The sequence below is a fragment of the Treponema socranskii subsp. buccale genome (assembly GCF_024181585.1).
In the GTDB taxonomy this organism is placed as follows: domain Bacteria; phylum Spirochaetota; class Spirochaetia; order Treponematales; family Treponemataceae; genus Treponema_D; species Treponema_D buccale.
This window is the reverse complement of the sequence record NZ_CP054258.1, coordinates 2,019,065-2,045,433: the sequence shown is the minus strand read 5'-3', so window position 1 is coordinate 2,045,433 and position 26,369 is coordinate 2,019,065. Positions and strand designations below refer to the sequence as shown.

Genomic DNA, 26,369 nt, shown 5'->3' with positions numbered 1-26,369 from the left:
CGTAGGGAGCTTGTCCCATAAATAAGCGCAATGTCTACACATCTCGGAAAATGTACGGAAAAAACCGCGCCGGTATATGGAGATACCGTGTTCGTTGACTTTTTATACGGGAGGAATATGATTTTCAAAATTACTATATATGCGATTTTTTGGGGGAATAACAGAAATCACATCGTAGACACTCTTGAAGGTATCTGTATTATTTTTGTGATTTTCCGCCATTATAATTCGACCAAACGAGGACTCGTTGATTTATGAAAGTCGTTATTTTAGCCGGAGGTTACGGAACTCGAATCAGTGAAGAGTCTCATCTAAAGCCCAAGCCGATGATTGAAATCGGAGAGATTCCGATTATCGTGCATATCATGAAAGTCTACGCTGCTCAAGGTTTTAAAGAATTCATTATCTGTGCCGGATACAAACAGCATATCATCAAAGAATATTTTTCAAATTATTTTCTCTATAACAGCGATGTTACGTTTGATATGAAGGATAATGCATGCATATTCCATAACAAACCGAAAGATGAATGGAAAGTCACTGTTGTCGACACCGGTTTACAGACGATGACCGGCGGACGAGTTAAACGCATAAAAGAATATATCGGAAATGAACCGTTTATGCTCACTTACGGTGATGCAGTAGGCGATATCGATATGGCGGCATTGCTCGCATCGCATAAAAAATCCGGCAAGCTTGCAACGATGACGTGTTACAATCTAGGTCAGAACAAGGGAATCGTTGAAGTTGCGAACGGATCCGTAAAATCATTCCGAGAAAAAGACGATGAGGATGGGGATCTTATCAATGTCGGCTTTATGGTATGCGAGTCCGGAGTGATGAATTATATCGAAGGTGATGCGACCGTTTTTGAGCAGGCGCCGTTAAAATCGCTGGTTGCGGATAATCAGTTGAATGCGTATATTCATCGCGGTTTTTGGCAATGCATGGATACTCTGCGGGAAAAAGAAAAGCTCGATCGGCTTTGGGTAAGCGGCGCCGCACCGTGGAAAATTTGGAAAGACTGAGCATGAATTTATCGTTTTACGATGGAAAGAAGATATTTATAACGGGACATACGGGCTTTAAAGGAACGTGGCTCTGCCGTATTTTACTCAGCGCGGGTGCTCGTGTTGCAGGGTATTCTCTTGAACCGCCTACAGTACCGAGTCTCTTCGTATCGACAGGGACAGCGAAAGATACCGACAGTATAATCGCCGACATCCGCGACGGAGCGAAGCTCCGCGATGCGGTAAATACCTTTCGTCCGGATATTGTCTTTCACTTGGCCGCCCAACCGATTGTTCGTACGAGCTATAAAGAGCCGGTCATTACATATGAAACAAATGTGATGGGGACGGTAAATGTTCTTGAAGCCGTGCGCAGCTGTGACAACGTGCACTCATTTGTAAATGTCACAACCGACAAAGTGTATCTCAATAGAGAATGGGCGTGGGGTTATCGTGAAAATGAAGAGCTGTGCGGCTTTGACCCCTATTCCAATTCCAAGTCGTGTTCCGAGTTGGTTACTTACAGTTATAAAAATTCGTTTTTTACGGAGCGGAACAGTGCGGCCGTAAGCACAGCCCGAAGCGGTAACGTCATAGGCGGCGGAGACTATGCGCCGGATAGGATTATTCCGGATTGTATCCGCGCTGTGGAAAGCGGTAAAGAGATAATACTTCGCAATTCAAACAGTATACGCCCCTATCAGCATGTTCTTGAATGTTTGCGCGGATATCTTATGCTTGCCGAAATGCAATACGAAAACAAAGAAAAATACGGCGGAAGCTATAACTTCGGGCCCGATGATGAAAGCTGCATTACGACGGGTAAGCTTGCGGATTTGTTTTGCGGCGCGTGGGGAAGCGGCGCATCTTGGAAAGTTATAGAAGAAGTTGATGCTCCTCATGAAGCTAATTTTTTGAAACTCGATTGCTCAAAATCAAAAACCGTCCTCGGTTGGTATCCGAAGTGGAACATACGAACGGCAGTGGAAAAAATTGTCGAATGGGAAAAAAGCGTTTCAAGCGGCAATTCTGCAAAGGAAATGACCGATAGACAGATAAAGGAATATTTCGAGGAATACCATGTTTGAAAACAACACAAAAGAACAAGCGGCGGAGCAGATTCTTTCAGCCGTAAAAGAATATTACAAGAAATTCATGGTAAAACCTGAATACAAGGACGGCGACCGTATCAGCTATGCAAGCCGCGTGTTCGACGAACAGGAAATGATGAATCTTGTGGACAGTTCCCTTGAATTCTGGCTTACGAGCGGACGTTACACAGACCGATTTGAAGCGCAGCTTGCAAAGTATCTCGGCGTGCCGTTTTGCTCCCTCGTCAATTCAGGGTCAAGCGCCAATCTCTGCGCATTTATGGCACTTACATCGCCGCTTTTAAAAGAACGTCAGCTGAAACGAGGGGACGAAGTGATTACTGTTGCGTGCGGATTTCCTACGACCGTAACGCCGATCATTCAATACGGTGCGGTCCCCGTTTTCGTCGACGTAACAATTCCTCAATACAATATCGACGTAACAAAACTCGAAGGGGCGTTGTCCGATAAAACAAAAGCCGTGATGATTGCGCACACACTCGGAAATCCGTTTGACTTAAAAACCGTAAAAGAATTCTGTACCGAACACAACCTTTGGCTCATAGAAGATAACTGCGATGCACTCGGCTCGGAATACACGATTGACGGTAAGACGTATAAGACCGGAACCGTCGGCGATATCGGTACGTCGAGTTTTTATCCGCCGCACCACATGACGATGGGCGAGGGTGGAGCCGTATATACCCGCGATCCGTTACTGCATAGGATTATTCGATCCCTGCGCGATTGGGGGCGCGACTGTATTTGTCCGAGCGGGGTGGATAATAAGTGCGGACATCGTTTTGACAAGCAATACGGAGAACTTCCGCTCGGATATGATCATAAATATACATACAGTCACTTCGGCTATAATTTGAAAGCGACGGATATGCAGGCGGCGATCGGCTGCGCGCAGCTTAAAAAAATTCCCTCTTTTATAGAAAAGCGCCGTTGGAATTGGCAGTATTTATACGACGGTCTTAAAGACCTTGAGGATAATCTGATTCTGCCCCAGCCCGTAGAACATTCCAAACCGAGCTGGTTCGGGTTTATGATAACCTGTAAAGAAAAAGCTGATAGAGATAAACTGGTACAAAATCTTGAAAATAGCCGCATCCAAACGCGGGCTTTGTTTGCAGGAAATTTGATTAAGCATCCGTGCTTTGATCAGATTAGGGGGTCGGAACTGTACCGTGTTGTCGGCGATCTTAAAAATACCGACACTATAATGAATAATAGCTTTTGGATCGGCGTATATCCCGGTATGACAAAAGAAATGCTCGATAAGATGATACGGGTGATTTGTAAAAATACCTGATGTTAAGTGGAAATTGAATTTATGAGTAAATATAATAATATTAAAGTTCTGGATTGTACTTTACGGGATGGGGGACATGTTAATAATGCAGATTTTGGGAAAAAAATTATTTCGTTGATTATTGATTCATTGATTAAGTCACGTATTGATTTAATTGAATTAGGTTTTTTACGAAATGGAGTATTTACAGAAGATCAAACAACTGGTAATACCATACAGGAGACCGAGTCATATATAAAAATAGGAAACCCTAAGACTGATTTTTCTGTGATGATTCGACCGGATTGGTATGACATCAGGCAATTAACCGAATGTACAGGTAAAATAAGATTTATCCGGTTTGCATTTTATTATAAAGATATTGACCTTACTGAGAAATATACAAAATATGCACGAGATAAAGGCTATAAAGTAATTTTGAATCCCGTAAATGTAATGGGATATGATGAAAAAACACTTATTGATTTATTGAAGCATATCAATGATATCCGGCCGTATGGTACAACAATTGTAGATACATTTGGAGCACTCCAACAACCGGATTTGATGAGAATATACAACTTTTATGAAAAATATATATCAGAAGATATGACAATCGGTCTACATTTGCATGAGAATATGTCGACTTCTTTTTCGTTAGCACAATATTTTCTTTCTGTTCTAAATCCGAATAGATCTATTATTATTGATGCTTCGCTGCTTGGTATGGGGAGAATACCGGGAAATCTTTGTATTGAAATTTTACTTGATTTTCTCAATACGAATTATTCAAAAAATTATGATTTATTGCCTATATTAGCTGCCATTTCATCTTATATACAGCCTATTAAAGATAAAATTCCTTGGGGGTATTCTCCTGCATATTATTTTACGGGGAAATATGCAATGCATAGATCTTATGCTGAATACTTATTGACAAAATCTGATATTGATTTAAGTGATATATTTATTATCCTTAATGAGATAAAGAATTCGGCTTATGCAAGTAGCTATAATGAAGCATATGTGAAAGACGTATATACAAAATATAAATCGCGATCGGAGAAATAATATGAATGTAAAAGTTTCGGATTATGTTGCTGATTTTTTTGCAAAAAGAAATATAACACAAGTGTTTACCGTTACAGGCGGCGGTGCAATGCATCTTAATGATTCATTTGCACGCAATCCTGCTATTAATTGTATATATAATCATCATGAACAAGCATCTGCAATGGCTGCGGAAGCATTTACACGATTGACCGGAAATGTTTCCGTTTTGTGTGTTACTACAGGCCCGGGCGGAACAAATGCGTTGACTGGAGTAATGGGGGCGTGGCTTGATTCTATTCCTGTTTTTGTAATTTCGGGACAGGAAAAGTGTAGTTCTATTGTGAGTTCTACAATCTTACCTCTTCGTCAGTTGGGGTTTCAGGAATTTAATATTATAAATTGTGTAAAAACAATGACTAAATATGCTGTTGTAGTTAAAGATGCAGAGCTTATTGCTTACTATCTTGAAAAGGCTCTTTATATTGCTACCCATGGCAGATGTGGTCCTGTTTGGTTGGATATTCCACTTGATATACAAGGTGCCGTGATCGATACTTCACAGTTAAAATATTATAATGAAGTTGAAGATATAAACATTTTACCACCTAAAATTACTGCAGAAAAAATAAATCATATTATGCATGCAATAGAAAATGCAAAAAGACCGGTTATTCTTGCAGGAAACGGAATACGTCTCGGTAATGCGCTAACCGAATTTTATGAAGTTATTGAAAATATGCACATACCGGTAGTTACTGCATGGAATGCCCATGATTTAATCGCCGATGATCATCCCTTGTGTGCCGGTCGTCCCGGTACAATCGGTACGCGAGGGGGTAATTTTGTAATTCAAAATAGTGATTTATTATTATCGCTTGGTTGTAGAATGCACGTAAGATTAATAGGATTTCAAGAAGGCAATTTTGCAAAGAATGCTTATAAAATTGCCGTTGATATAGATAAGGCTGAGTTATATAAACCAACATTGCAAATAGATTATCCGGTACATGCTGACGTAAAAAATGTATTGGAAGAGCTACTTATGCGAAAGAAATGCTTTTCTCCCAAAACAGACTGGATCCAATGGTGTAAAACAGTAAATAAAAAATATCCTGTTGTTTTGGAAGCATATAGAAAAACTGTCGGATATGTTAATCCCTATTTTTTTATGGAACGGTTATCTTCCTTTTTAAAAGATTCAGATGTTACTGTAGCAAGTAACGGAACTGCCTGTGTCTGCGCTTTGCAGGTAATTGAATTGAAAAAAGGACAGAGAATGTTTACAAATGCAGGAGCTTCCAGTATGGGATATGGATTACCTGCAGCAATTGGTGCTGCACTTGCAACCAAAAAAGCAGGGCATATTATTTGTTTGGAAGGTGATGGAAGTATCCAAATGAATATACAAGAACTTCAAACGATTAGTCATCATAAGTTTGATATAAAAGTATTTTGGTTAAACAATGGAGGCTATCATTCCATACGACAAACCCAGAAAATACATTTTCATGGGGAAACGGCAGGATATTACGGTATTGATGCAAAAAGTGGATTAAGTTTTCCTGATGTAGAAAAAATTGCGTATGCATATGGGTTAAGATATTATTTGCTTGATAGTCAAACAAATATTGATAAGATATTAGCGTCTGTTTTTAGTACAACAGAGCCTGTTTTATGTGAAGTCGTGTTAGATACTAAGCAAGAGTTCGCTCCGAAGTTGACATCAAGAATATTACCTGATGGCAAGATTATATCTCCATCTTTAGAAGATATGAGTCCGTTTTTATCTGAAGAAGAATTAAAGAGTAATATGCTCAATTAGAAATAGATATGTTATGACAGAAAAAAAAATACTTATACTAAGTTATAAAAATACTGATATTCTCTCTCTAAAATTATATGAAATATTGAAAAAGAATTTTTCAATATTAATTACTCAGAATATTACACTTGATTCTGTATTTTATAATCCATCCTTAAATGATAAAGAGGATGTTTTTATTTTTTTAGAATATCATAATATAAATTTAGTATGTTTTACCTCTGAACTTATCGACTACTTAATTTCTCTGAATAAGGAAGCATATCTTTTTCAGATTATAGACTATTGTGATCAGAAAAATAAAAGAATCTTGTATGTGCACATTAATAATGAGGTGAGCATACAAGAAAATACAATATCGCTTAAGTTTAATTTTTTTGTACATCAAAATATATACTCATATATATTAAATAAAAATCGTAATAACTGTTGTATAGTTGTTTCTACAGTTTATGGAAAAAATGATTTGTTTCCTCAAAAAACGGTATTTGAAAATTTGTTGGAAGTTGTTAAAAGAAGAAGTATACGGATTATTAATAATAAAATTAAACTTATTCCATTGCTTATCGATGAAATTGCTTTAAAGATATCCGTATTACTTAAAAACAATGAACTTTTTGGTGTAATTTTATTTAAAAGTGATATATCTTTATCTTTGTATGACTGGATTGTAGAAATTTCAGAAGAAAATGATTTAAAAGTGGAAATAATCGAAGTTCGAGAAAATCAAGTAGATAACCATGTTGAAAATAATATCTATCCATTTATTAATAATGATCGTCGTGTTATTAGTTTTACCGATTTTTCGGATGTTACAAAAGGGATGCGGATTATCAAAGAGCAAGAGGGGTGTTGCTTTAAAATAATTTATAAAATGTCTCCGACTGATTATTTTAATAATAGAGTAATTGCAAATTTTAGAATAAAATTAGGACAATGCCTGGCAACTTATATTGATAAATCGTTAATAAACAGGATTGATTATGTAGTGCCTGTGCCGGAAACAGGAATCTATTATGCGATTGGCCTTGCAGAATCCCTTAAGAAACCGTATATGCAGGCATTATCAAAACAAAATAATGCGATGCGCTCTTTTCAAATTCAAAGTACTGATGTTCGTAAAAGAATTGTATGGAATAAGATTCATCCTATACGAGAATTGTTGGAAAATAAAATTGTTGCAATTGTTGATGAAGCAATCTTTACGGGAACAACTCTAAAAATTGTCTGTGAGTTATTGCATCAATGCAAGGTAAAAGAAATTCATTTAGTAATACCAACTCCTCCCTGTATGAGACAATGCCCGTATTATGTTTTACCTGAAAGGGCAATGCTGTTGGAGTATGTGAGACTGGATATGCTTTGTGAATATTTTAATGTTGCTTCAATAACTTTTCAGCGATTCGAGCAATTTAAAACAATTGTAGAGCAATATTCATGTTCGTGCTATAAATGTTTTGAACCGTATCAAGAGAAGGGAGAAAATGGAGATGAATAATATAGCTGCAATAATACCGGCACGTGATGCTTTTTTGCACAATACATCATTATGTAAAGATACATTGCCTTTTGCGGATAGTAACTTACTTGAATATAAGATTAAACAATTAAAAGAAGTAATCGGTCTGGATATAATTGTAACAACGGCAAGTGAGTTGATTGCGAATATCGCTGCACAACAGAAAGTTGATGTATTATATAGACCGAGGGAAATTGCTTTAGAAAATACACCATTCGCCGAGCTTGTAGATTTTGTTTGTTCTCATATATCTCATGAACATATATTATGGGCATGTGTTACCTCACCATTAGTCGGGCCTACACTATATCAAAAGGCTATAGAGTTATATTTTCGTAAATTACAAGATGGGTTTGATTCTCTGGTAACCGTACAAAAATTGCAAAGATATTTATTTGACAATAACGGCACACTTAATTTCCGTATAGGAGAATTAAAAGCTATCGAAAATCTACCTGAGCTATATGTTTTTACTAACGGTATTTCTCTTGCACCAAGATTAAAAATGAAAACATGGAAATATACAAGCGGTTATCGGGCATATAAAATGGTACTTGATAAGCGGGAAGCAATTGATATTTGTGATCTTTTTGATTACGAGTGTGCAAAATACTTTTTAAATTTTCAAGAAAATAATTATTAAGCGTGGTATCTTAAATGCGAAATGTTGTGATTACAGGTGCAACTGGTGCTATCGGTATGGCTCTTATAGAAAAACTTATCCAAGAAAAAGTCAATATACTGATTCTTGCTCATAAAAATTCTAATCGTAATTTCTATATAGAGGAGTATAAGTCGACAACAGATTCTTTTTCGATTGATATACAATATTGTAACCAGAATGAATATAAAAACTTTGAATCAAACAAAAAGTATGATGTGTTTTATAATTTTGCGTGGGAAGGTGGTAGAGATAGAGATAATGTATTATTGCATTATAGTAATGTGCAATATGTTTTGGATGCTGTTGATTTAGCCAAGCGATTAGGTTGCCATACTTTTATCGGAGCTGGTTCTCAAGCTGAGTTTGGTAATGCCGGTGTACCGTTGAATGACTCTATAGCTCCATTCCCTCAAAATGCTTTTGGAGCCTCAAAGTTATATGCGGGTTTGATGAGCCGATTTTATGCACAACAACAAGGTTTAAGACATATTTGGGCAAGGATACTTAGTGTATATGGCCCTTATGACGGCTTAGAAACAATGATTATATCTACTATACATAAATTATTAAAAAAAGAAACGCCCGTCTTTACAGCGGGTATTCAATTATGGGATTTTATATATAGTTCAGATGCAGCCAATGCACTATATCTTTTAGGAGAAAAGTCGAGGGGAGGGGGGGGGTATTGTATCGGAAGCGGCCACGTATTGCCTTTAAGGTCATATATAGAAATGATACGAGATTGTATTGATCCGGAATTAAAGTTGGTATTTGGTGAAATACCCTATAAAAAAAATGATTTAATGTACCTTTGTGCGGATATTACAGATTTAGAACGAGAATTTGGGTTTCAACCGGTAATATCCTTTAAGGAAGGGATAAAAAAAACTATAGCCTGGGTACAATCTGTAATTGAATAAATTATTAATATATCAGAGAGTATATAATGAAATTTTTAATATGGGATATGGATGGAACACTTATTGATTCAAAGAAGGATATACTTCTATCACTAAGAACTGCTTTTGACATATTAAGAATAGACACGAGCACACAAAGTAAGGAGTTAATAATAGGACCGCCTCTGCGAGAGGCTTTACTTCAAGCCTTCCCTAAAAACTTTCTAAGTAATACCGATATAGAAAAAATACTGTCTGTATTTAGACATATTTATGATACGTGTGAATATCCGAATACTCATCTGTATGAACAGATTGATACCATTGTAAAAAATACCGAATTCTATACGCATTATATTGTTACCAATAAATCCGATGTGGCAAGTAATCGGATTATAAAAAAATTAGGTTTAACAGATTTCATAAAACAAGTTATTACACCCTATACTTTTCCGAACAAGCTGAGGTCAAAATCAGAAATTTTTAAATATCTGATTGAAACAGAAAATTTAGTAAAAAATCATACCTATGGTATTGGTGATATGTATACTGATTATCTTGCAGGTCAATCTGCCGGAATACAAACAATCGGTGTACTGTGGGGTAACGGAACAAGAGAAGAATTGACTGCTGCCGATTGTCTGTGTTCTACGGTATCTGAATTGAAGGTGTTATTGGAAACGGTATGCAAAAAATAGTTATATCAGGGGCTACCGGAATACTCGGCTCTGCTCTTATACGCTGTGCGAAAAAATGAGGATAGGATATTGTTTGTATAGATAAAGGATATCTTAATAAACTTTCTGCTTTTTTTAAGTTTACTTTAAATTGGCAAGTTGTTACCTGCGAATTTTTTCTTTTGCGGGTTTTTAAGTATGCAGATATTAGAAGCCCTATTGCATATTTAATTTTTAGACATTGTAAAAACGCTTGGTATAGTGCAGAGGTGATAAAATGAGAGAAAAGCCATTGTTGAGTATTTGTATACCTACTTATAATAGAGTTCAATACCTTACAAAAAGTTTAGATTCACTTGTATGTCTACTGGAGTTTAACTCATCTGAAGTTGAAGTTATTATTTCCGATAATGCATCGACAGATAATACTCAGGAAATGGTTAAAAAATATACGACCGAATATAGTAATATTCATTATTATCGGAATAATGAAAATATTAAAGATAAAAATTTTCCTACAAGTATAACACGTGCTAATGGAAGGTTTAGAAAGCTTTGTAATGATACGTTAATTTATTCTGGCGGTTACCTAGCCTATTTACTTAATAATATAAAGCTTTATCAAAAAGATAAGCCATTCCTTTTTTTTCCAAATTACAATTTAGGGAAAAAACAGAAAGATAAGTATGACTGTACTAATATTAATGATTTTTTAAGGGTGTGCTCGTTTTATATTACATGGATTGGTGCATTTGGTTTTTGGGAAAATGAGCTTTTACTTGTTGATGATTGGTTTGGGGGATGTGAGACCTCTTTATGGCAAGCAAAGGTATTATTGGAAATACTCAGCAAAAAAAATAAAATAGTTGTCTTAAACGAACAAAAGGTGTCAGTTCAAGAGGTGAAAAAAAAAGATATTTCTTATGGTTTATATAACGTTTTTTATAAAAATTACTTAAAATTGATTAGTGATAAAGTAGAATCCGGTGTTGTAGATCAATCATGTTACAATTTTCTACGGAAAGATATATTGTTAAATTTCTTTTCTATATGGGTTGTTAATCATAAGTTGAATAAGCAGAAATATCGAATGTCCACATGTGAAGAAAATCTTGAAGATTTAGTAGCTGAGGAATACAAAAACGAGAGCTATTTTATCTTTTACTTTTGCAAAGTAAGATTCTTACTTTATAAGCAAAAGCTAAAAGAATTGATTCGTACGAGGGGTTATCTCACATGCCGCGTCGGGGTTGTTGATTAAGAGATAAAGTGCAATAATTATGCTATTAGCTCTTTTGAAACCATATTTTTGAGGTTCCTATGTTTATAAATCGTATAAAACTCTATCTTTTTAAAAGGCTCTATAGAAAACATAATACACATAATGAAACGTGTATTGCTAATTTTTGTGATATTTCCAGAATACATGTAGGCAAAAAAACATACGGAACACTGCATGTTGTTGATTCTACTCCTGAAGATGTAAAATTGGTTATAGGAAGTTACTGTTCTATTGCCGAAGGCGTACAATTTTTACTTGGCGGTGAGCATGAAGTCCATACTATTTCAACTTATCCCTTTAAGGTAAAAGTGTTTGAGTATACATCTGAGGCTGGTACAAAGGGGAGTATTATTGTGCAGGATGATGTATGGATAGGTATTAATGCTATTATCTGTTCAGGAGTGACGATAGGGCAGGGTGCTATTATTGCTGCGGGGGCTGTCGTTGCAAAGGATGTTGCGCCGTATACGATTGTCGGCGGTAATCCGGCAAAGGTTATAAAGTATCGGTTTGATGAAGGAATAAGAAACAAATTATTGGGTATAGATATAGTTAGGTTGTTTGATGGATTTGTTAAGGATGATATATCTTTTATTTATCAAAAATTAGATGAAAATAAATTGGATATTGTATTGAAGAAATATGGTGTTAGATAATAGAGCAAAATTGATTGCAATAAAAGATTTACTATTCAATATAGAGTTCTTTTTATGATTCCATTGTATGCTTATTTTTTCATATATTTATTTGTTTCTGTTCTTACTAATCATAGTAACGAGTATGTTTCGATGGTATTTCCTAGAAAATTTGGATCAGAAATTAATGTAGGAGTAAAAAGTGAAAATTACGATCTTGTTTCTAGGGAAATCCGGTGGAACTTGTATTTACATTAATGGAAGTTTGTATCAACCGGGTAATAAGCGCGATTTTATCAATAAGATCAGGGATTTATACAAAGATAGAAAAAAATGCTTGAGCATAGCTGAAAATAATGTAGAAACTGCTGAAAAGTATTCAATGAAACATGCAGTAAAAAAAAATGGCCGGAATTTATGCAAGCATTTTCCCTCCGATGCATTTTTCCTCCGATTGACGCTCTCCCCCCGCTTCCGCTATAATAAATCTTCGCACCGATGGGTGCGCTATTTTAGGACTTGACCCCGTTCGGTTCGAGTTCTACGGAGGATTACAGTGGTCAAAATCAGACTGAAAAAGTTCGGTACGCAAAAACGTCCTTACTATCGCGTCGTTGTCATGGATGAGCGTTCTCCGCGCGACGGCCGGGCGATCGAAGAAATCGGTACCTATATGCCGATCGAAGCTGCTGAAAAGCAGATCAACATCGACGTCGAACGCGCAAAGTATTGGCTCGGGGTCGGTGCACAGCCGACGGACATTGTCGGTAAGCTGCTCAACAAACAGATCCGTTCCGCAAAGTGATTGCATCGAGGCGGCTGAATGGAAAAGGATTTAATCGAATATATTGCAAAGTCGCTTGTCGATGATCCTTCCGCGGTTTCGGTGACCGAAGCGGAGGGCGAACGCGGGCCTGTTTTGCAGCTGAAAGTGGCCGAAAGCGATATCGGTAAAGTGATCGGCAAATACGGCCGTATCGCAAAAGCGATGCGCACGGTGTTGAGCGCATCGGCGGCGAGGGACGGAAATCACTACAGTCTCGATATCTTAGACTGAAGGCCGATGAAAGATCAGCTTGCAGTCGGCTTTATCCGCGGTCCGCATGGGATTACGGGTGAATGTAAAGTGGAGAGTGCTTCCGGCGCGTACGAACACATCGTTTCGCTCAAGGATGTCACTTTACGGCACGGCGAGAAAACCGAACGGCACAGAGTCGAATCTGCCGACCGGGGCGGTACCTGCGTGCTTATGAAATTGGCGGGGATCGATTCTCCCGAAGCGGTGCGAAAGTACAGCGGATGGGAAGTGGTCGTGCCGCGCGAGTATGCATATCCTTTGCAAAAAGGAGAATGGTACATCGAAGATTTGAAAGATTGTTCTCTCGTATATGAGAGGAAAAACGGATCGGCGGCTTCGGCCGCGCCTGTCGAAACGATAGGCAAGATCACGGACGTATTGGAAGGCGGAGCGGCGCAGCTTTTGGAAGTGCGCATCTCCGAGGCTTGCAGCGTTCTTGCGGACGATGTCAAACGCACCGTTTCGGGAAAACCGAAAACGGTCTATGTTCCTTTTACAGAGGAGCATATCGGCGCGGTCGATATCGAAGGCAAAACGGTGGAGCTGATGCACCTCTGGATTCTGGAGTGATTCCATGCAATTTACCGTGCTGACCTTATTCCCGGATATCCTGCGCGCGTACTTCGAAAATTCGATTATGGCGAAAGCGGTTGAAAAGGGAATTGTTTCCTGCGTCTTGACGGATATCAGGGATTTTGCCCGCGATAAACACCGCTCCTGTGACGACGGTCCGTACGGCGGAGGTGCGGGGCAGCTTATGCTCGCCGAGCCGCTCGGAGAAGCGCTGGACAGCGTAGAGGCGTACAAAAAGCGCGTCATCTATGTGACGCCCGGAGGAAAGCCTTTTACGCAGGCGAAAGCGCTTGAGTTGAGCAGGGAAAGCGAAATCGTCATTATCTGCGGACGGTACGAAGGGATCGACCAGCGGATAATCGATCGATATGTCGACGAAGAGATTTCGATCGGGGATTACGTTATGTCGAGCGGAGAGGTTGCGGCGGAAGTCGTCATCGACACGGTGTACCGCCTGATCGACGGCGTCATTTCGGCGGAATCGCTTGACGAAGAAAGCTATTCGGGCGGACTGCTTGAATATCCGCAGTATACGCGGCCGCAGAATTATCGGGGAGAAGAAGTACCCGAAGTGCTGCGGTCGGGAAACCACGAAGCGATACGCGCGTGGCGGCTGCGAAAGAGCGTTGCGAAAACGCTTGCCAATCGGCCGGACTTGATAGCGTCTGCGCGCAGCGCGGGTACGCTTTCATCGGAAGCCGAAAAAATTATTAAGGAAATTACGGAGCAGGTTTCGCTTAAAACCGCCGGAAAAAAGAAGCAGGCGAAACGGACTCGGAAAGCTGGAGACTGAGATGGATATCATTAAGGGTATTGAAGAAAAACAAAAGCGTGCGAGCGCTATGGGATTTAATGTCGGCGATACGGTAAAAGTTTTCTTTAAAATCGTCGAAGGTAAAACGGAACGTATTCAAGTGTACGAAGGCGTCGTTATCGCGAAAAACGGCGGCGGTACGCGTGAAACCTTTACGGTCCGTAAAGAATCGTACGGCGTCGGAGTCGAGCGCGTATTCCCGATGCACTCGCCGCGCATCACGAAAGTAGAGATCGTACGTCCGGGTAAGGTCCGCCGTGCAAAACTCTATTACCTCCGCGATGCGGTCGGTAAAGCGAAGCGCATTAAAACGCGCGTCGGCGGAAACATCGCCACGGCTCTTGCCGAACGCAACGCTCGAGCCGAGGCCGCGGCCGCAGCTCAGGAAGCCGCAATCAAAGAAGAGCAAAAAGAAGAACACGCAGCGGAAGCGGCTGAAAAAGCGAAAAAGAAATAACGTGTCGCTTTTGAAAACTCAAGCGGTTTTTAGAAGCGGATGGGGCTGTCTCAAAAGTCGGTTGCTTTTTCGACAGCCTGTCGATAATTTTTCCGGCGCATGGATACGATTTCCCGCGTATATGTTCAGACGGCTTCCCCTTCCGGTATGCCGAACCGGTACGAGCTTCGCGAAGGGGATGTCGTTTCCGTGCGTATCCTTTCACAGACGGGGCAAAACTCGTATATCGCTTCTTTTGCGGGCGGCAGGTTTTCCGTTACGTCGGAAAGGGCGTTTGCCCCCGGCACTGTTTTTTCCGCTTCCGTTTCGCTCAAAGACGGAACGCTCGTCCTTTCACCGCTTATCGCGGATGCGCCATTTTCAAACGAACATCTCGTAACGACGTTTTCGACGGCGCTCAATCCCGACGGAACGCTCTCCGATGCGGAGCTTGTCCGCTATTTCGCCTCTCTCAATCTTCCCTCCGATTATATCACCGCAGCTTTGTTCAGTACGATGCAGTCGCTCGGCATGAAATTCGACGAGAAGATTTTTAACGATGCGCGCCGCATCGCGTTATCGTTTCCCCGTCGTGAAAAAGAAGCGGCTCAAGCGGCCCTTGTTTTGGAGGAAAAAGGTATCCCTATGGGAAAAGATGCCGTCGCTGCAATCGTCGGAGCAAACGAAAAGAGCGATAAGGGTTCCGAAAGCGATGCGGATTCTCACAGCGGCGGACGTGCAAAGAGAGGAGGGGCGGACGGAAAGGACGATGGCGATCGACGTAACGGCGGAAAAAACGAAAGTGCGGAATCGAGCGATTTTCCGAAAGGCGGAGCTGCGCACGTGCAAAGCGGGCGGAAAAGCGGATCCGATGCGGGGCGGCCGCTGAAAGCGCTCGTTTCGGAAATAGAAGCGGAAGTGCGGCGATTTTTTTTCGGCATACTGTCGGGATCGAGAACTGCAAACGGTGCGGTGCAGGGCGAAGCCGCAGTGACCGATACGGAAGCGTCCGATGCGGCATACGATGTGAGCGCGAAGCCGGCGCTTGAACGACGCAAAGGCGGCGTCCTCACTCTTTTCAATCATCGCGGATTTTCTCCCGGCGCAAGCTGGATTCAGCTCCCCTTCGAGATTTCCCTCGACGGCGGTGCGGAGACGGGAAGCGGCGTGCTCCGCTTTTTTTTAGACGTGCGGCAAAAAAAAGCTGAAAAATGTACGGCGCTGCTCGATTTCGGTGGGAAATTTTATTGTTTTGTGATATACTTACATAAGGGACGCGTGCTCTATGCCGTATCGGGCGAGGAGCGTGCGGGCGAAAGTGCATTGCTCGAAAAAGCGCTCGAAGCGGCGTTCGGCGGAAAATCGTTCAGCGTCGAACGGGCGGAAGCCGGCGTGCTTTCGGGCTTTTACGAAGAAGACTGTATTTCCGCCGCGAGGGGCAGCGTATGAAAAAAGCGGTCGCGCTGAAGTACCCTGAAGGAGCGCCTTCGCCTTTTATAACGGCGTCCGCTCGGGGCGAAGCGGCTGAACGGCTTGCCGAAATAGCAAAAGAGAGCGGCATCGCCGTCGTTGAAAATGCGAACCTCGCCGATGTTTTGACGCTTGGGGAAATCGGCTCCTATGTGCCGGAAGAAACGTGGAGCGTACTCGCGGGGATATTCGCCTTTGTGCTGCAAGCGCAGGCTAAAAAACGATAAAAGAGCATCGCTGAAAATCGCTCGGTTTTTTAGCGTGGAGCGTAAATTATTAAAGGCTTCGATTTCGAGTCGATGTTTTCAAAACTCGAGGTTCGGTCTGAAAGAAATACGGGGGGAGATGTTATGGCCGGTTTTTTAAAACTTACGCAAAACGATATTAAAGAGGGTATGCGTTTTTCCGCGCCGGTATTTTTTGACGACGGAAGAAACATGTTTCTCGCCGCGGGAAAGCCGGCGAAACCGTATCATCTTGCCGCGCTTAAAAATTGGAAGGTTCCGTTTTTGCTCACCGTGGGGCACGTGCTTTCGCAGGCGGAAATCGACGCGCAGGCGAATGCGAATCTCGAAGACGTGGACGAGCTCGAACCCGTCGACGACGATATGCCGGTAAACGCGTAACGGGGATCGTATATCGTTCAAAGCGAGGCCAATCCGTCCGTGAGCATTTCAAAAAAATCGATCGGAAAAGCGGGAGAAGCAAAAGCCGCGCGTTATTTGACCGAAAAAGGCTATTCGATCGTCGCGCGAAATTGGCAGACAAAAAGCGGCGAAATCGATATAATAGCTTTGTCGAACGACGTGCTCGTTTTTGCCGAAGTGAAGACGCTTCCGAACGGAAACGCCGATATGTTGTCGCACGTACTCGACGGCCGGAAACAAAAAAAAATTATAGAAACGTCTAAACGTTTTCTCGCAATCAATCGACAATATAGTAAGCACTATATCAGATACGATGTGATTGTTGTGGATATGCCGTCTTTGCCGGCCGTATATCACATTGAAAACGCTTTTTCGGAGCTTGTATGATTTCCGGTCTGAAAACAACTACTCTCGTCCTTGAAAAACAAAAAGCGGACATACCGCCCCGCCTGCTTGCGCTGCGGGAGATGATTCGGGACTCGGAGTATATCGATACGGCCGTACAGAGGATCGCTCAGGTTATCAGCAAAAAATTGATCGAAAACCCGGAAGACGATCCGCTGTTTATGGACTAACGGAGCGGATATGGGAAAAAATACGAAGCGCGGACGTGTAAAACGGGATTGGAAAAATCAAAACGCTCAAAATCTCCGCTTATCCGCTCTCAAACGGACGGACAATAAGAATACAAAACTCCGAGATGCCGCCGTTCAGCGTCATCTCTACGAAAATATCGCCGCACAAAAGGAAAAAGATGAAGCTATCCGCCACCTCAAGCAGCGCCGCGTTGTCTGTCCCGTGTGCGGAAAGGATATCGAAGATATGGCGAGCGCCGTCGTCGATAAAGCGTCGGGAAAGCCCGCACACTTCGATTGTATTTTGGATCAGCTGCAAAAAACGGAAACGCTCGGCGAAAACGAAAAGATCGCATATATCGGTCAGGGGCGCTTTGCGCTTTTGCGCTACGAAGATCCGCGCGACGTAAAATCATTTAAAATTATTAAGACGATAGAGTGGGAAGGGCGCGACGCAAAACTTCCGTGGCGCAGCGAACTGAGCGGTCTCTACAGTCAAGTCTGACGTACCGCGTTTAATTTTTATTCATAAGATATCTCAAAAAATCGGTTGCATTTTTCAGCGCTTCCCGATATTATTTTCGCGGGGGTGTCGATATGTTTGAAAAAGAATACGATGTATTGCATAAGACGGGTATCGTTCCCGTCGTAGCGCTTGATTCGCCGGATGACGCAGTTCCGCTTGCGACGGCTCTCCTCAAAGGCGGCATCACCGCGATGGAGATCACGTTCCGCAACCCGTCCGATTATGAAGGGACCGCACGCGCGATACGCGACGTACACGAAAAAGTTTCCGCGATGACTGTCGGAGCCGGTACCGTGACGAGCGTCGATCTTGCAAAAGCTGCGATCGATTCGGGAGCGAAGTTTATCGTCTCTCCGGGATTTAAAGAAGACGTCGTCGATTATTCCATTGCGCACGGTATCGTCACGTACCCCGGAGTTTCTACGGCGAGCGAAATTACGGCGGCCGCTGCAAAAGGACTTTCCGTGCTCAAATTTTTCCCTGCAGAAATTTCAGGCGGCGTCGCTGCGCTCAAAGCCTTTGCCGGTCCCTTTCCGCGTATAAAATTTCTTCCGAGCGGCGGATTGAATCTCGACAATATGGGAAATTATTTTGCGCTGTCGAACGTCGCGGCCGTTTCCGGCAGCTGGATGGTGAAAGGCAGCCTTATCAAAGCGAAACAATGGGATGAAATTACGCGCTTGTCGAAAGAAGCGGTCGAAGCTTCTCTCGGATTCGGTTTTGCTCATGTCGGCATCAATTTTCACGGAGACGGTGAATGTGCGGAAGGTGTCAAAGAATTCGAAGCGTTCGGCTTTAAAGGCGTCGAAGGAAAATCGTCGTGGTTTTGCGGAACCGAATTCGAATTGATGAAAAACGGCGTAAAGGGCAAAAACGGACACATCGGAATTTTGACCTACAATATTGAACGCGCTCTCGCATACCTTGCCGATCGCGGTTTTAAACCCGTCGCCGACAGCGCGCAGTGGACGGGAGAGGCGGAAAAGTCGCCGCTGAAATTCATCTATCTCGACAAAGAGATCAACGGTTTTGCCGTCCATTTGAAAAAGCGCTGACGCGCGATGGCTTCTCATCCGAAACTGCAAAGTCTTATCGATAAAGCCGTTTTCGATTACGCGATGATCGAAGACGGCGACCGCATCCTCGTGGGCGCGTCGGGCGGAAAGGATTCGACCGCGCTCGTTGAGTATTTTGCGCTCCGCTCCCTGCGCCCCGATTGTAATTTTTCATATAAAGCCGTCGCCGTACAAAGCGATTTTGCACCCGCTTTTCCCGAAGGCATCGCGCACTTATTTTGCGAGCGGGGAGTGCCCTTTGAAATCATCGGCGTCGACGTGCTCGCTCGGCTCAAAAAGGGACAAAAGATGAACTGCTGGTGGTGTTCGACGCAGCGGCGGACGGAACTTTTGAATTATGCGATCGAACATAAATTTAATAAAATCGCGCTCGGTCATCACCTCGACGATATCCTCGAAACGCTTCTCATGAATATGCTCGAGCGGGGCGAACTTTCAACGATGCCGCCGAAACTTTCGTATAAAAATTATCCCGTTACGATTTTGCGCCCGCTGTGCTATGTCGGCGAAAAAACGCTCGTCGATTATGCCCGGCTGAAAGGTTTTGCATCTTCCGTCTGTACCTGCGATTATCAGGATAATTCGGGAAGAAAAAAAGCGCGCCTTTTGCTCGAAGGGCTTACCGACGGAAACGATGCGAAAAAGATGCGCCTCTTTTTATCGCTGAAAAACATCCGAAGCGAATACCTGCCGTAGAGTATACTTTGCGGAACATCCGCTGCGGAACATCCGCTGAGGGGCGGCCGATTTTTTCGTTATATGCTATTTTTTAGAGAATATAGTTTTTGATGCGGCTGCTTTGTTTTCCATAGATGTCCGCCGCCTTGAGCGCGAAGCTCTTATGCGCTATACTTATGTGTACTATGGCATCATCCGCATCTTATCAATTGAAAAAATATGCGAAAAATATCGCGCCCGTCACGGGCGAAAAAATAAGTATCAGAGGCGCGCGCGAGCACAATCTGCAAAACGTCGACATCGATTTGCCGCGCAATAAACTCGTCGTGCTTTCCGGTCTTTCAGGTTCGGGAAAATCTTCTCTCGCGTTCGACACGCTCTTTGCCGAAGGGCAGCGGCGTTATATGGAAAGCCTTTCGTCGTACGCGCGCCAGTTTTTGGGTACGATGGACAAACCCGACGTCGATTTGATCGAAGGGCTTTCGCCTGCGATTTCGATCGAACAAAAATCGACGAACAAAAACCCCCGTTCGACGGTCGGCACGATCACCGAAATCTACGATTATTATCGCCTTCTCTTTGCACGCATCGGGCATGCACACTGTCCGAATTGCGGACGCGAAATCGCCGAACAGTCGATCGACCAAATCATCGACACGATGATGAGCTGGCCGGAGGGTACGAAGGTGCAGATACTTTCGCCGGTGGTGCGCGGAAAAAAAGGCGAACATCAAAAAGTGTTCGAAGACGCGCGAAAGGCGGGTTTTGCGCGCGCGCGGGTGGACGGCGTTATGGCCGATTTGGAAGATACGGTCAAACTCGACAAGCAAAAAAAACACACGATTGAAATCGTCGTCGACAGAATTATCATTTCGCCTTCCGTGCGCAAGCGTTTGGCGGATTCGGTTGAAACCGCGCTCAAAAGTTCGAACGGTACCATCATCGTCACGAAAAAAAACGATGCTGCAGGCGGGGAAGCATCTTCGGAAGCCGAAGTGTTTTTTTCGCAAAAGAACGCGTGCCCCTCCTGCGGTATTTCGATTCCCGAACTGCAGCCGCGCCTCTTTTCATTTAACAATCCTTTCGGTGCTTGTCCCGAATGCACCGGTTTGGGCGAAAAGATGGAATTCGATTTGAATCTGATGATTCCCGACGAATCGAAATCTTTCGACGAGTGGGCTATCCTTCCGTACAATCCTTCGTCCGCGTGGAATACGGCGCGCATGCAGGGGCTGGCGGACGCGTATAAATTTACGCTGTCGACGCCGATCGAAAAATTGACAAAAAAGCAGAGAGATGCGCTTTTGTACGGCACGAAAGACGCTATCCACTGGGAATACGAAAAGCAGAGCGGGGAAGGGTATTCTGTGTACGATCAGGCGTGGCCGGGTCTCTTCGACGATATGAAGCGGCGCTACACGGAAGCGTGGGGCGACCAGATGAAGACGAACCTCGAAAAATACATGTCGCACCGCGAATGCGCCGCGTGCCGCGGAAAAAGACTGCGCCCCGAAGCGCTCGGAGTGACGGTCGGCGGAAAAAATATTTGGGAAATCACCGAACTTTCCGTCCTCGATTCGATCGATTTTTTCGACAAGATACGATTGACGAAATCCGAAAGTGAAATCGCGTCCCAAGTTTTAAAAGAGATACGCTCGCGCCTGCGCTTTTTGAAAAACGTCGGACTCGATTACCTCACGCTTGAGCGTGCGGCGGAAACGCTGTCGGGAGGCGAAGCGCAGCGGATCAGGCTTGCCACGCAGATCGGAAGCGCCCTCGTCGGCGTCATGTACATACTTGACGAACCGTCGATCGGACTGCATCAGCGGGACAATCAAAAACTGATCGACACGCTGACATATCTCCGCGACGCGGGCAATACGGTTATCGTCGTCGAACACGACGAACAGACGCTTCGAACCGCGGACTACCTCGTCGACTTGGGACCTGCGGCGGGCGTGCACGGAGGCCGCGTCGTTGCGGCGGGAACGCCCGAACAGGTTTCGCGCGTCGCCGAAAGCGTTACGGGGCAATACCTCGCGGGAAAATTGCGCATGGCGATTCCGGCAAAACGGAGGGGTGGCAACGGGAGCTGTATCGAACTTACGGGAGCGGCCGAGCACAATCTGAAAAACGTTTCCGTAAAGATTCCCCTCGGCACTTTTACGTGCATAACGGGCGTTTCGGGATCCGGCAAATCGACGCTGCTTTCCGACGTGCTCTATCCCGCGCTCAGCAATAAGCTTATGCGCACAAAATACTCTGTCGGCAAATTCGAAAAGATCGAAGGCGTTTCGAATATCGACAAAGTTATCAATATTGATCAAAGCCCCATCGGGCGCACGCCTCGGTCGAACCCCGCGACATACGTCGGGCTTTTCAGCGGCATACGCGATCTCTTTGCATCTCTTCCCGAAGCGAAAGCGCGAGGCTACGGCCCGGGGAGGTTCAGCTTTAACGTAAAAGGCGGCAGGTGCGAAAATTGTCAAGGAGCGGGGACTATCGTTATCGAAATGAATTTTTTGCCCGACGTGTACATTCAGTGCGACGTCTGCGGCGGAAAGCGATTTAACAAAGAGACGCTCGACGTAACGTATAAGGGCAAAAACATCAACGACGTGCTCAATATGACGATCGAAGAAGCGTGCGATTTTTTTGCGGGCATCCCGCACGTCGCGCGCAAACTCGAAACGCTGAAGTCGGTCGGTCTCGGCTATATCCGGCTCGGACAGTCGGCGCTTACACTTTCCGGCGGAGAAGCGCAGCGCGTAAAGCTTGCGACCGAACTCGCGCGCACTTCGACGGGCAAAACGATGTACATACTCGACGAACCGACGACCGGTTTGCACTTTGCCGACGTCATGCTGCTCATGGAAGTGATTCAGCGCCTCGTCGACGCGGGCAATACGGTGATCATGATCGAGCACAACCTCGACGTTATCTGCCAAGCCGATTGGATAATCGATTTGGGGCCGGAAGGCGGTTTCCGCGGCGGCAACGTTATCGCGACAGGGACGCCCGAAGAAGTCGCCGAAGTCAAGCAGTCGTATACGGGTTCTTATATCAAAGAGATGCTCGAACGTGAAAAGCGCCGTCCCGCCGTAAAAAAATCGACACGGAAAAAATGATTGAAAGATGATTGCGCCGAAATGCCGTATTATAAAATTATTAATTTTTTCGCTTATCTTTTTTTCTGCCGGCGCGCAGCGTGCGAGGGCGGCGGATGAGGCATCCGTGCCGCGTACGGCGCAGGATGAAAAGACCGTCATCACGATAGAGCATTCGCAAGCGACATCGTACGAAAAAAACAAAGAGACGGGAAACGATACGATCGTGCTTTCGGGAGCCGTCCGTATTTCCGTTGCAAAGGGAAACACGAAGACGACGATCCGCGCCGAGAGAATCACCTACGACAGAAAGACGCAGATGATGTACGCATCCGGCGGCGTGTCGATGGAACAGACGGGAGGCGCGGCCGGCAACAGTACGGCGAGCGCGTCGTCACTCATGTTCAACACGTCGACGCTCGAAGGCGTGTTCGACGACGGGCGCATCGTGCAGACGCAGACGGATTCGATCAATTTGCCGTCTGGTTCGACGCTCATCGTCGCATCCGACATGTTCGGCAGAAGCGAATCGAATACGGTCGCTTTTAAAAACGGAAGTCTCACCTTTTGCGACGACGAAAATCCTCACTGGCACATCGATGCGACGCGCATTTGGCTGCTTCCCGGCGGCGAGTTTGCGTTTTTCAACGCGCTGCTCTATGTCGGCGTCGTGCCCGTGCTCTACCTTCCCGCATTTTATTATCCGAAAGACGAACTCATCTACAATCCCGTATTCGGTTACGACGTGCGGCGCGGATATTTTATTCAGACGACCGCCTATCTTTACGGGCGAAAGCCGCTGTACGTTCCGAAAGATACATCGAAAAAGAAAGAAGAAAGCGATGACAGCGATAATCTGAAAGCGCTGTTCAATTTTATACGACCCTCGACCTTGAAAAAACAAAAGCTCGAAGGGATTGTGCTGCACAATCTCGACGAAGACTATACCGGCAGTACGGCGAATTATTTTAAGATTACGGGCGACTGGTATTCGAATCTCGGATTTGCGGCCGGTTTCGAAGGCGCTTTTAAACCGAACGATTATATCACCGAAGTTACTTCATCGGTTCGTCTTGCGTTCAGCAATACCGTGTTTCGGGATTCCCGAGGAAGTTATATTCCCTATGCGGCTTCAGGGAAAAAATATTCCGACGGATCTAATTTTTTAGGACTTACGCTGCCGTTCCGTTACGGTGCGAACTTCAAATTTACGCTGAGTAAACCTTTTTCGCTTGCGCTGTCGATGCCGCTGTATTCCGATCCCTTTATCACCGATGATTTTTCGGAGCGTAACGAAACGATGGATTGGATCGGCTATCTCACGTCGATGGGTACCGATACGGGTGAAACGAAAACCGTCAACGAAATATCGTCCTTTTCATGGACGCTCGCGAGTTCCTATTCCCTGCCGTCTTCCGTTCCCGTCGCCCCGTATATTTCATCTCTGTCGCTTTCGCTCAACTCATCGGTCGTATACAGTTCCATTGTTAATAATTCGCTTTCAAGTACGGACAAGTTGGATACATATTCTCCCGAGCGGAAATTTTATTATCCGTCGCAGATTACGCCGGCCGCGGCTTCTCTTTCGCTTTCGGGAACGATTTTTTCGTATCCGGCGAGGGAAACGAATGCGGCAAAAAAGAATGCACCTGAAGTGCCGCTCATCGCTCCCGACGAATTGAAAACGGCAAAAGAGATCGCCGAAGAAAAAGCGAAAGTCGAACAAGCGGCAAAGGCTGCAGCAAAGGCGGACGGCGCGGCTGCCGATACGGCGGATGCCGCGCTCGCAGTTTCGGATACGGCGCAAACCGAAAACTCGGACGGCACGAACGCGGAAGACGATGCGAAGTTTTTCGAAAAAGCGCTTCCGTCTCTTACGGTTCCGTCTCTTTCAGTTACGGCGATTCCCGGCTTCGACTATAAACTTACATATTCGCTGAAACCTTCTTTTACGTCGCAGCTTGCCTATTCGTCGACGGGTTTGAATAAAAGCGAAGATTTCAAATGGGATGCCGTGCGATCTTCGATGTATACATTTAAAACTCCGTTTTCGATCGATTCGGCTGCAAGCTACGGCGGCGGTTTTTTCAATCTTACGAACGGCGTGTCGTATAATCCCGTTATACAGCGTCATCCGTATATTTCGACCGATACCGCAAAGGGCGGTTATACGTCTCAGGCGGCGGATTCCCTGAAAGTCGCGGATTTGAAAGCGTCGACACAGGAAATCGTCAATACGAATGCGCTGAGCGTCAAACCGTTTTATTATATCGGCATGTTTAAAAATACGAGCTTTACGTACAACTCGACGATTAAACTGCTCAGAAACGAATTTACGGGCGATGTCGACAATCCCGCATGGGAATATCACGGGCCCGATTTTACCGATAAAAATTCGGTAACCGCTCATCAGCTTGCGTTCACTTATGCGATGAACGAAGGGGAGACTTTTTCGCAGTCGCTTTCGCTTTCAATGACGCTCCCTCCGCAAGTCGACGAATATACCGGTACTCTTTCTCTCGCCTTTCCGTATACGACGTTTTCGCTTACGACGGGATTTAAGAAAAAGAGCGCTGCGGATGACGAGTGGGAACGAAAGCTTGTGCAGCAGACATGTACGCTTTCGCTTTTTAACAATACGTTGAAATTTACGCAGTCATATAACTATAATTGGGATAAATATCGGCATGATGCGCTGCGACTCTCTCTTTCGTGGCGGGGCTTGCAGGCTTCGTATGCGATGTCGTATACGAAGGGCTACGATTTCAAGAACGATCCGTCAGAGAAGGGATGGAAAGTGCGTTCCGAAGAAGAGTTTTTGCCGTATTCTCTTTCGCTTGCATATACTTTGCCTCAGGATACGTTTTACTTTTGGAAAAACCGCATCAAAATCGCACCCGGACTTTCGACGAGCATAGTTGCGGATCTCCTTCGTCCGACAAACAGCTATTTTCTGTTTACTCCGTCGATCAATTTCGAAATTAATAAATTCGTCAAATTCACGTTTTCTTCGACATCGCGCAATTCCGTGCTGTACCGCTATTTTCAAAAGATGTTCGGAGCGGAGGGACGCATTCCCGGAGAATCGAATATCTTTATCGACTTGCTCGATTCGTTCAGGTTCGACGACGAAAGCAAGCGCAAATCTTCCGGATTCAAACTGCAGAGCTTGAACTTTACGTTTACGCACGATCTGCACGATTGGGATTTCAATACGACGTTTAAAGTTGCCCCGCGTCTTGTGACGGATAGCGGTAGAAAACATTACGATTTCAATCCCTACGTGACCGTTTCGGTCGTGTGGCGCCCGATGGAAAGCATGAAAACGAAAATCGTCGATAAATACGGAGAGTGGGAGTTGAACCCGTAGGCCGATTGTCATGGTCGGCAGGGCAGGACGGACATCGGCTGTTTGCAAAATCGTACCGGGCTTTTTTCAC

General features: G+C 44.2%; 26 protein-coding genes and 1 pseudogene. All 27 read left to right on the top strand.

Annotation, left to right across the window (positions count from 1 at the left end):
- The first annotated feature begins 254 nt into the window (after window positions 1-254).
- The 27 genes and pseudogenes from rfbF to HRI97_RS09145 all read left to right on the top strand — a co-directional run bounded on the left by rfbF (window position 255) and on the right by HRI97_RS09145 (window position 26,299).
- Window positions 255-1,028, top strand: coding sequence for a glucose-1-phosphate cytidylyltransferase (gene rfbF / locus HRI97_RS09275; RefSeq protein ID WP_253725179.1), 774 nt, complete (start codon window positions 255-257; stop codon window positions 1,026-1,028).
- Entirely contained in the window at window positions 1,007-2,098 is a 1,092-nt protein-coding gene (gene rfbG, locus HRI97_RS09270; RefSeq protein WP_253725178.1) for a CDP-glucose 4,6-dehydratase, read from the top strand. Before rfbF ends, rfbG begins: the two co-directional genes overlap by 22 nt.
- Window positions 2,091-3,419 carry a lipopolysaccharide biosynthesis protein RfbH gene (gene rfbH / locus HRI97_RS09265; RefSeq protein ID WP_253725177.1) on the top strand — a complete coding sequence of 443 codons (1,329 nt, stop codon included), beginning with the start codon at window positions 2,091-2,093 and terminating at the stop codon, window positions 3,417-3,419. Before rfbG ends, rfbH begins: the two co-directional genes overlap by 8 nt.
- A 21-nt stretch (window positions 3,420-3,440) precedes the next feature.
- Complete coding sequence (locus HRI97_RS09260; RefSeq protein ID WP_253725176.1) at window positions 3,441-4,469, top strand: hydroxymethylglutaryl-CoA lyase-like TIM-barrel protein; 1,029 nt, start codon at window positions 3,441-3,443, stop codon at window positions 4,467-4,469.
- A 1-nt stretch (window position 4,470) separates the two neighbouring features.
- On the top strand, window positions 4,471-6,273 hold the full coding sequence (locus tag HRI97_RS09255) for a thiamine pyrophosphate-binding protein (protein ID WP_253725175.1): 1,803 nt from the start codon (window positions 4,471-4,473) through the stop codon (window positions 6,271-6,273).
- Between the two features lie 13 nt (window positions 6,274-6,286).
- Window positions 6,287-7,771 (top strand): phosphoribosyltransferase family protein, encoded by a 1,485-nt coding sequence (locus tag HRI97_RS09250; protein ID WP_253725174.1) that lies wholly within the window; start codon window positions 6,287-6,289, stop codon window positions 7,769-7,771.
- Window positions 7,758-8,435 (top strand): cytidylyltransferase domain-containing protein, encoded by a 678-nt coding sequence (locus HRI97_RS09245; protein ID WP_253725173.1) that lies wholly within the window; start codon window positions 7,758-7,760, stop codon window positions 8,433-8,435. The genes HRI97_RS09250 and HRI97_RS09245 overlap by 14 nt, the downstream gene beginning before the upstream one ends.
- Window positions 8,436-8,461: 26 nt before the next feature.
- On the top strand, window positions 8,462-9,376 hold the full coding sequence (locus HRI97_RS09240; RefSeq protein WP_253725172.1) for an NAD-dependent epimerase/dehydratase family protein: 915 nt from the start codon (window positions 8,462-8,464) through the stop codon (window positions 9,374-9,376).
- A gap of 26 nt (window positions 9,377-9,402) precedes the next feature.
- On the top strand, window positions 9,403-10,053 hold the full coding sequence (locus HRI97_RS09235; protein ID WP_366793984.1) for an HAD family hydrolase: 651 nt from the start codon (window positions 9,403-9,405) through the stop codon (window positions 10,051-10,053).
- A gap of 256 nt (window positions 10,054-10,309) precedes the next feature.
- The gene (locus HRI97_RS09230) at window positions 10,310-11,293 is read left to right on the top strand and encodes a glycosyltransferase family 2 protein (RefSeq protein ID WP_253725170.1); all 984 of its coding nucleotides are present in this window, start codon (window positions 10,310-10,312) and stop codon (window positions 11,291-11,293) included.
- A gap of 59 nt (window positions 11,294-11,352) precedes the next feature.
- Window positions 11,353-11,970, top strand: coding sequence for a CatB-related O-acetyltransferase (locus tag HRI97_RS09225; RefSeq protein WP_253725169.1), 618 nt, complete (start codon window positions 11,353-11,355; stop codon window positions 11,968-11,970).
- A 181-nt stretch (window positions 11,971-12,151) separates the two neighbouring features.
- Window positions 12,152-12,472, top strand: coding sequence for a hypothetical protein (locus tag HRI97_RS09220; protein WP_253725168.1), 321 nt, complete (start codon window positions 12,152-12,154; stop codon window positions 12,470-12,472).
- A 33-nt stretch (window positions 12,473-12,505) separates the two neighbouring features.
- Window positions 12,506-12,754: a 30S ribosomal protein S16 gene (gene rpsP / locus HRI97_RS09215; protein WP_021330539.1), complete on the top strand. Its 249-nt coding sequence runs from the start codon at window positions 12,506-12,508 to the stop codon at window positions 12,752-12,754.
- 18 nt (window positions 12,755-12,772) lie between these two features.
- Complete coding sequence (locus HRI97_RS09210) at window positions 12,773-13,006, top strand: KH domain-containing protein (protein WP_016521604.1); 234 nt, start codon at window positions 12,773-12,775, stop codon at window positions 13,004-13,006.
- 6 nt (window positions 13,007-13,012) lie between these two features.
- Window positions 13,013-13,597, top strand: a complete 585-nt coding sequence (rimM, locus tag HRI97_RS09205) for a ribosome maturation factor RimM (RefSeq protein ID WP_253725167.1) — start codon at window positions 13,013-13,015, stop codon at window positions 13,595-13,597.
- A gap of 4 nt (window positions 13,598-13,601) precedes the next feature.
- Window positions 13,602-14,393, top strand: a complete 792-nt coding sequence (gene trmD, locus HRI97_RS09200) for a tRNA (guanosine(37)-N1)-methyltransferase TrmD (RefSeq protein WP_253725166.1) — start codon at window positions 13,602-13,604, stop codon at window positions 14,391-14,393.
- A gap of 1 nt (window position 14,394) precedes the next feature.
- Window positions 14,395-14,733 (top strand): annotated as a pseudogene (gene rplS, locus HRI97_RS09195) (50S ribosomal protein L19); the annotation flags it as partial.
- Window positions 14,734-14,970: 237 nt separating this feature from the next.
- Window positions 14,971-16,299: a TP0910 N-terminal domain-containing protein gene (locus HRI97_RS09190; RefSeq protein ID WP_253725164.1), complete on the top strand. Its 1,329-nt coding sequence runs from the start codon at window positions 14,971-14,973 to the stop codon at window positions 16,297-16,299.
- On the top strand, window positions 16,296-16,547 hold the full coding sequence (locus HRI97_RS09185; RefSeq protein ID WP_180485364.1) for an EscU/YscU/HrcU family type III secretion system export apparatus switch protein: 252 nt from the start codon (window positions 16,296-16,298) through the stop codon (window positions 16,545-16,547). The genes HRI97_RS09190 and HRI97_RS09185 overlap by 4 nt, the downstream gene beginning before the upstream one ends.
- A gap of 123 nt (window positions 16,548-16,670) precedes the next feature.
- Complete coding sequence (locus HRI97_RS09180; RefSeq protein ID WP_253725163.1) at window positions 16,671-16,946, top strand: phosphohydrolase; 276 nt, start codon at window positions 16,671-16,673, stop codon at window positions 16,944-16,946.
- Window positions 16,947-16,985: 39 nt separating this feature from the next.
- On the top strand, window positions 16,986-17,354 hold the full coding sequence (locus HRI97_RS09175) for a YraN family protein (protein WP_253725162.1): 369 nt from the start codon (window positions 16,986-16,988) through the stop codon (window positions 17,352-17,354).
- On the top strand, window positions 17,351-17,542 hold the full coding sequence (locus HRI97_RS09170) for a hypothetical protein (RefSeq protein ID WP_180485370.1): 192 nt from the start codon (window positions 17,351-17,353) through the stop codon (window positions 17,540-17,542). The genes HRI97_RS09175 and HRI97_RS09170 overlap by 4 nt, the downstream gene beginning before the upstream one ends.
- Window positions 17,543-17,552: 10 nt before the next feature.
- Window positions 17,553-18,047, top strand: a complete 495-nt coding sequence (locus tag HRI97_RS09165) for a hypothetical protein (protein WP_253725161.1) — start codon at window positions 17,553-17,555, stop codon at window positions 18,045-18,047.
- Window positions 18,048-18,139: 92 nt separating this feature from the next.
- Entirely contained in the window at window positions 18,140-19,123 is a 984-nt protein-coding gene (eda, locus tag HRI97_RS09160; RefSeq protein WP_253725160.1) for a bifunctional 4-hydroxy-2-oxoglutarate aldolase/2-dehydro-3-deoxy-phosphogluconate aldolase, read from the top strand.
- A 6-nt stretch (window positions 19,124-19,129) separates the two neighbouring features.
- On the top strand, window positions 19,130-19,840 hold the full coding sequence (locus HRI97_RS09155) for a tRNA 2-thiocytidine biosynthesis TtcA family protein (RefSeq protein WP_253725159.1): 711 nt from the start codon (window positions 19,130-19,132) through the stop codon (window positions 19,838-19,840).
- A gap of 167 nt (window positions 19,841-20,007) precedes the next feature.
- Complete coding sequence (gene uvrA / locus HRI97_RS09150; RefSeq protein ID WP_253725158.1) at window positions 20,008-22,950, top strand: excinuclease ABC subunit UvrA; 2,943 nt, start codon at window positions 20,008-20,010, stop codon at window positions 22,948-22,950.
- Window positions 22,951-22,957: 7 nt separating this feature from the next.
- Window positions 22,958-26,299 (top strand): LPS-assembly protein LptD, encoded by a 3,342-nt coding sequence (locus HRI97_RS09145; RefSeq protein WP_253725157.1) that lies wholly within the window; start codon window positions 22,958-22,960, stop codon window positions 26,297-26,299.
- The last annotated feature ends 70 nt before the right edge of the window (window positions 26,300-26,369 follow it).

Coding starts and splice junctions, on each gene's coding strand:
- rfbF (WP_253725179.1), top strand. CDS start 255: ATGAAAGTCGTTATTTTAGCCGGAGGTTACGGAACTCGAATCAGTGAA.
- rfbH (WP_253725177.1), top strand. CDS start 2,091: ATGTTTGAAAACAACACAAAAGAACAAGCGGCGGAGCAGATTCTTTCA.
- HRI97_RS09260 (WP_253725176.1), top strand. CDS start 3,441: ATGAGTAAATATAATAATATTAAAGTTCTGGATTGTACTTTACGGGAT.
- HRI97_RS09255 (WP_253725175.1), top strand. CDS start 4,471: ATGAATGTAAAAGTTTCGGATTATGTTGCTGATTTTTTTGCAAAAAGA.
- HRI97_RS09250 (WP_253725174.1), top strand. CDS start 6,287: ATGACAGAAAAAAAAATACTTATACTAAGTTATAAAAATACTGATATT.
- HRI97_RS09245 (WP_253725173.1), top strand. CDS start 7,758: ATGGAGATGAATAATATAGCTGCAATAATACCGGCACGTGATGCTTTT.
- HRI97_RS09235 (WP_366793984.1), top strand. CDS start 9,403: ATGAAATTTTTAATATGGGATATGGATGGAACACTTATTGATTCAAAG.
- HRI97_RS09230 (WP_253725170.1), top strand. CDS start 10,310: ATGAGAGAAAAGCCATTGTTGAGTATTTGTATACCTACTTATAATAGA.
- HRI97_RS09225 (WP_253725169.1), top strand. CDS start 11,353: ATGTTTATAAATCGTATAAAACTCTATCTTTTTAAAAGGCTCTATAGA.
- HRI97_RS09210 (WP_016521604.1), top strand. CDS start 12,773: ATGGAAAAGGATTTAATCGAATATATTGCAAAGTCGCTTGTCGATGAT.
- rimM (WP_253725167.1), top strand. CDS start 13,013: ATGAAAGATCAGCTTGCAGTCGGCTTTATCCGCGGTCCGCATGGGATT.
- trmD (WP_253725166.1), top strand. CDS start 13,602: ATGCAATTTACCGTGCTGACCTTATTCCCGGATATCCTGCGCGCGTAC.
- HRI97_RS09190 (WP_253725164.1), top strand. CDS start 14,971: ATGGATACGATTTCCCGCGTATATGTTCAGACGGCTTCCCCTTCCGGT.
- HRI97_RS09185 (WP_180485364.1), top strand. CDS start 16,296: ATGAAAAAAGCGGTCGCGCTGAAGTACCCTGAAGGAGCGCCTTCGCCT.
- HRI97_RS09180 (WP_253725163.1), top strand. CDS start 16,671: ATGGCCGGTTTTTTAAAACTTACGCAAAACGATATTAAAGAGGGTATG.
- HRI97_RS09170 (WP_180485370.1), top strand. CDS start 17,351: ATGATTTCCGGTCTGAAAACAACTACTCTCGTCCTTGAAAAACAAAAA.
- HRI97_RS09165 (WP_253725161.1), top strand. CDS start 17,553: ATGGGAAAAAATACGAAGCGCGGACGTGTAAAACGGGATTGGAAAAAT.
- eda (WP_253725160.1), top strand. CDS start 18,140: ATGTTTGAAAAAGAATACGATGTATTGCATAAGACGGGTATCGTTCCC.
- HRI97_RS09155 (WP_253725159.1), top strand. CDS start 19,130: ATGGCTTCTCATCCGAAACTGCAAAGTCTTATCGATAAAGCCGTTTTC.
- uvrA (WP_253725158.1), top strand. CDS start 20,008: ATGGCATCATCCGCATCTTATCAATTGAAAAAATATGCGAAAAATATC.
- HRI97_RS09145 (WP_253725157.1), top strand. CDS start 22,958: ATGATTGCGCCGAAATGCCGTATTATAAAATTATTAATTTTTTCGCTT.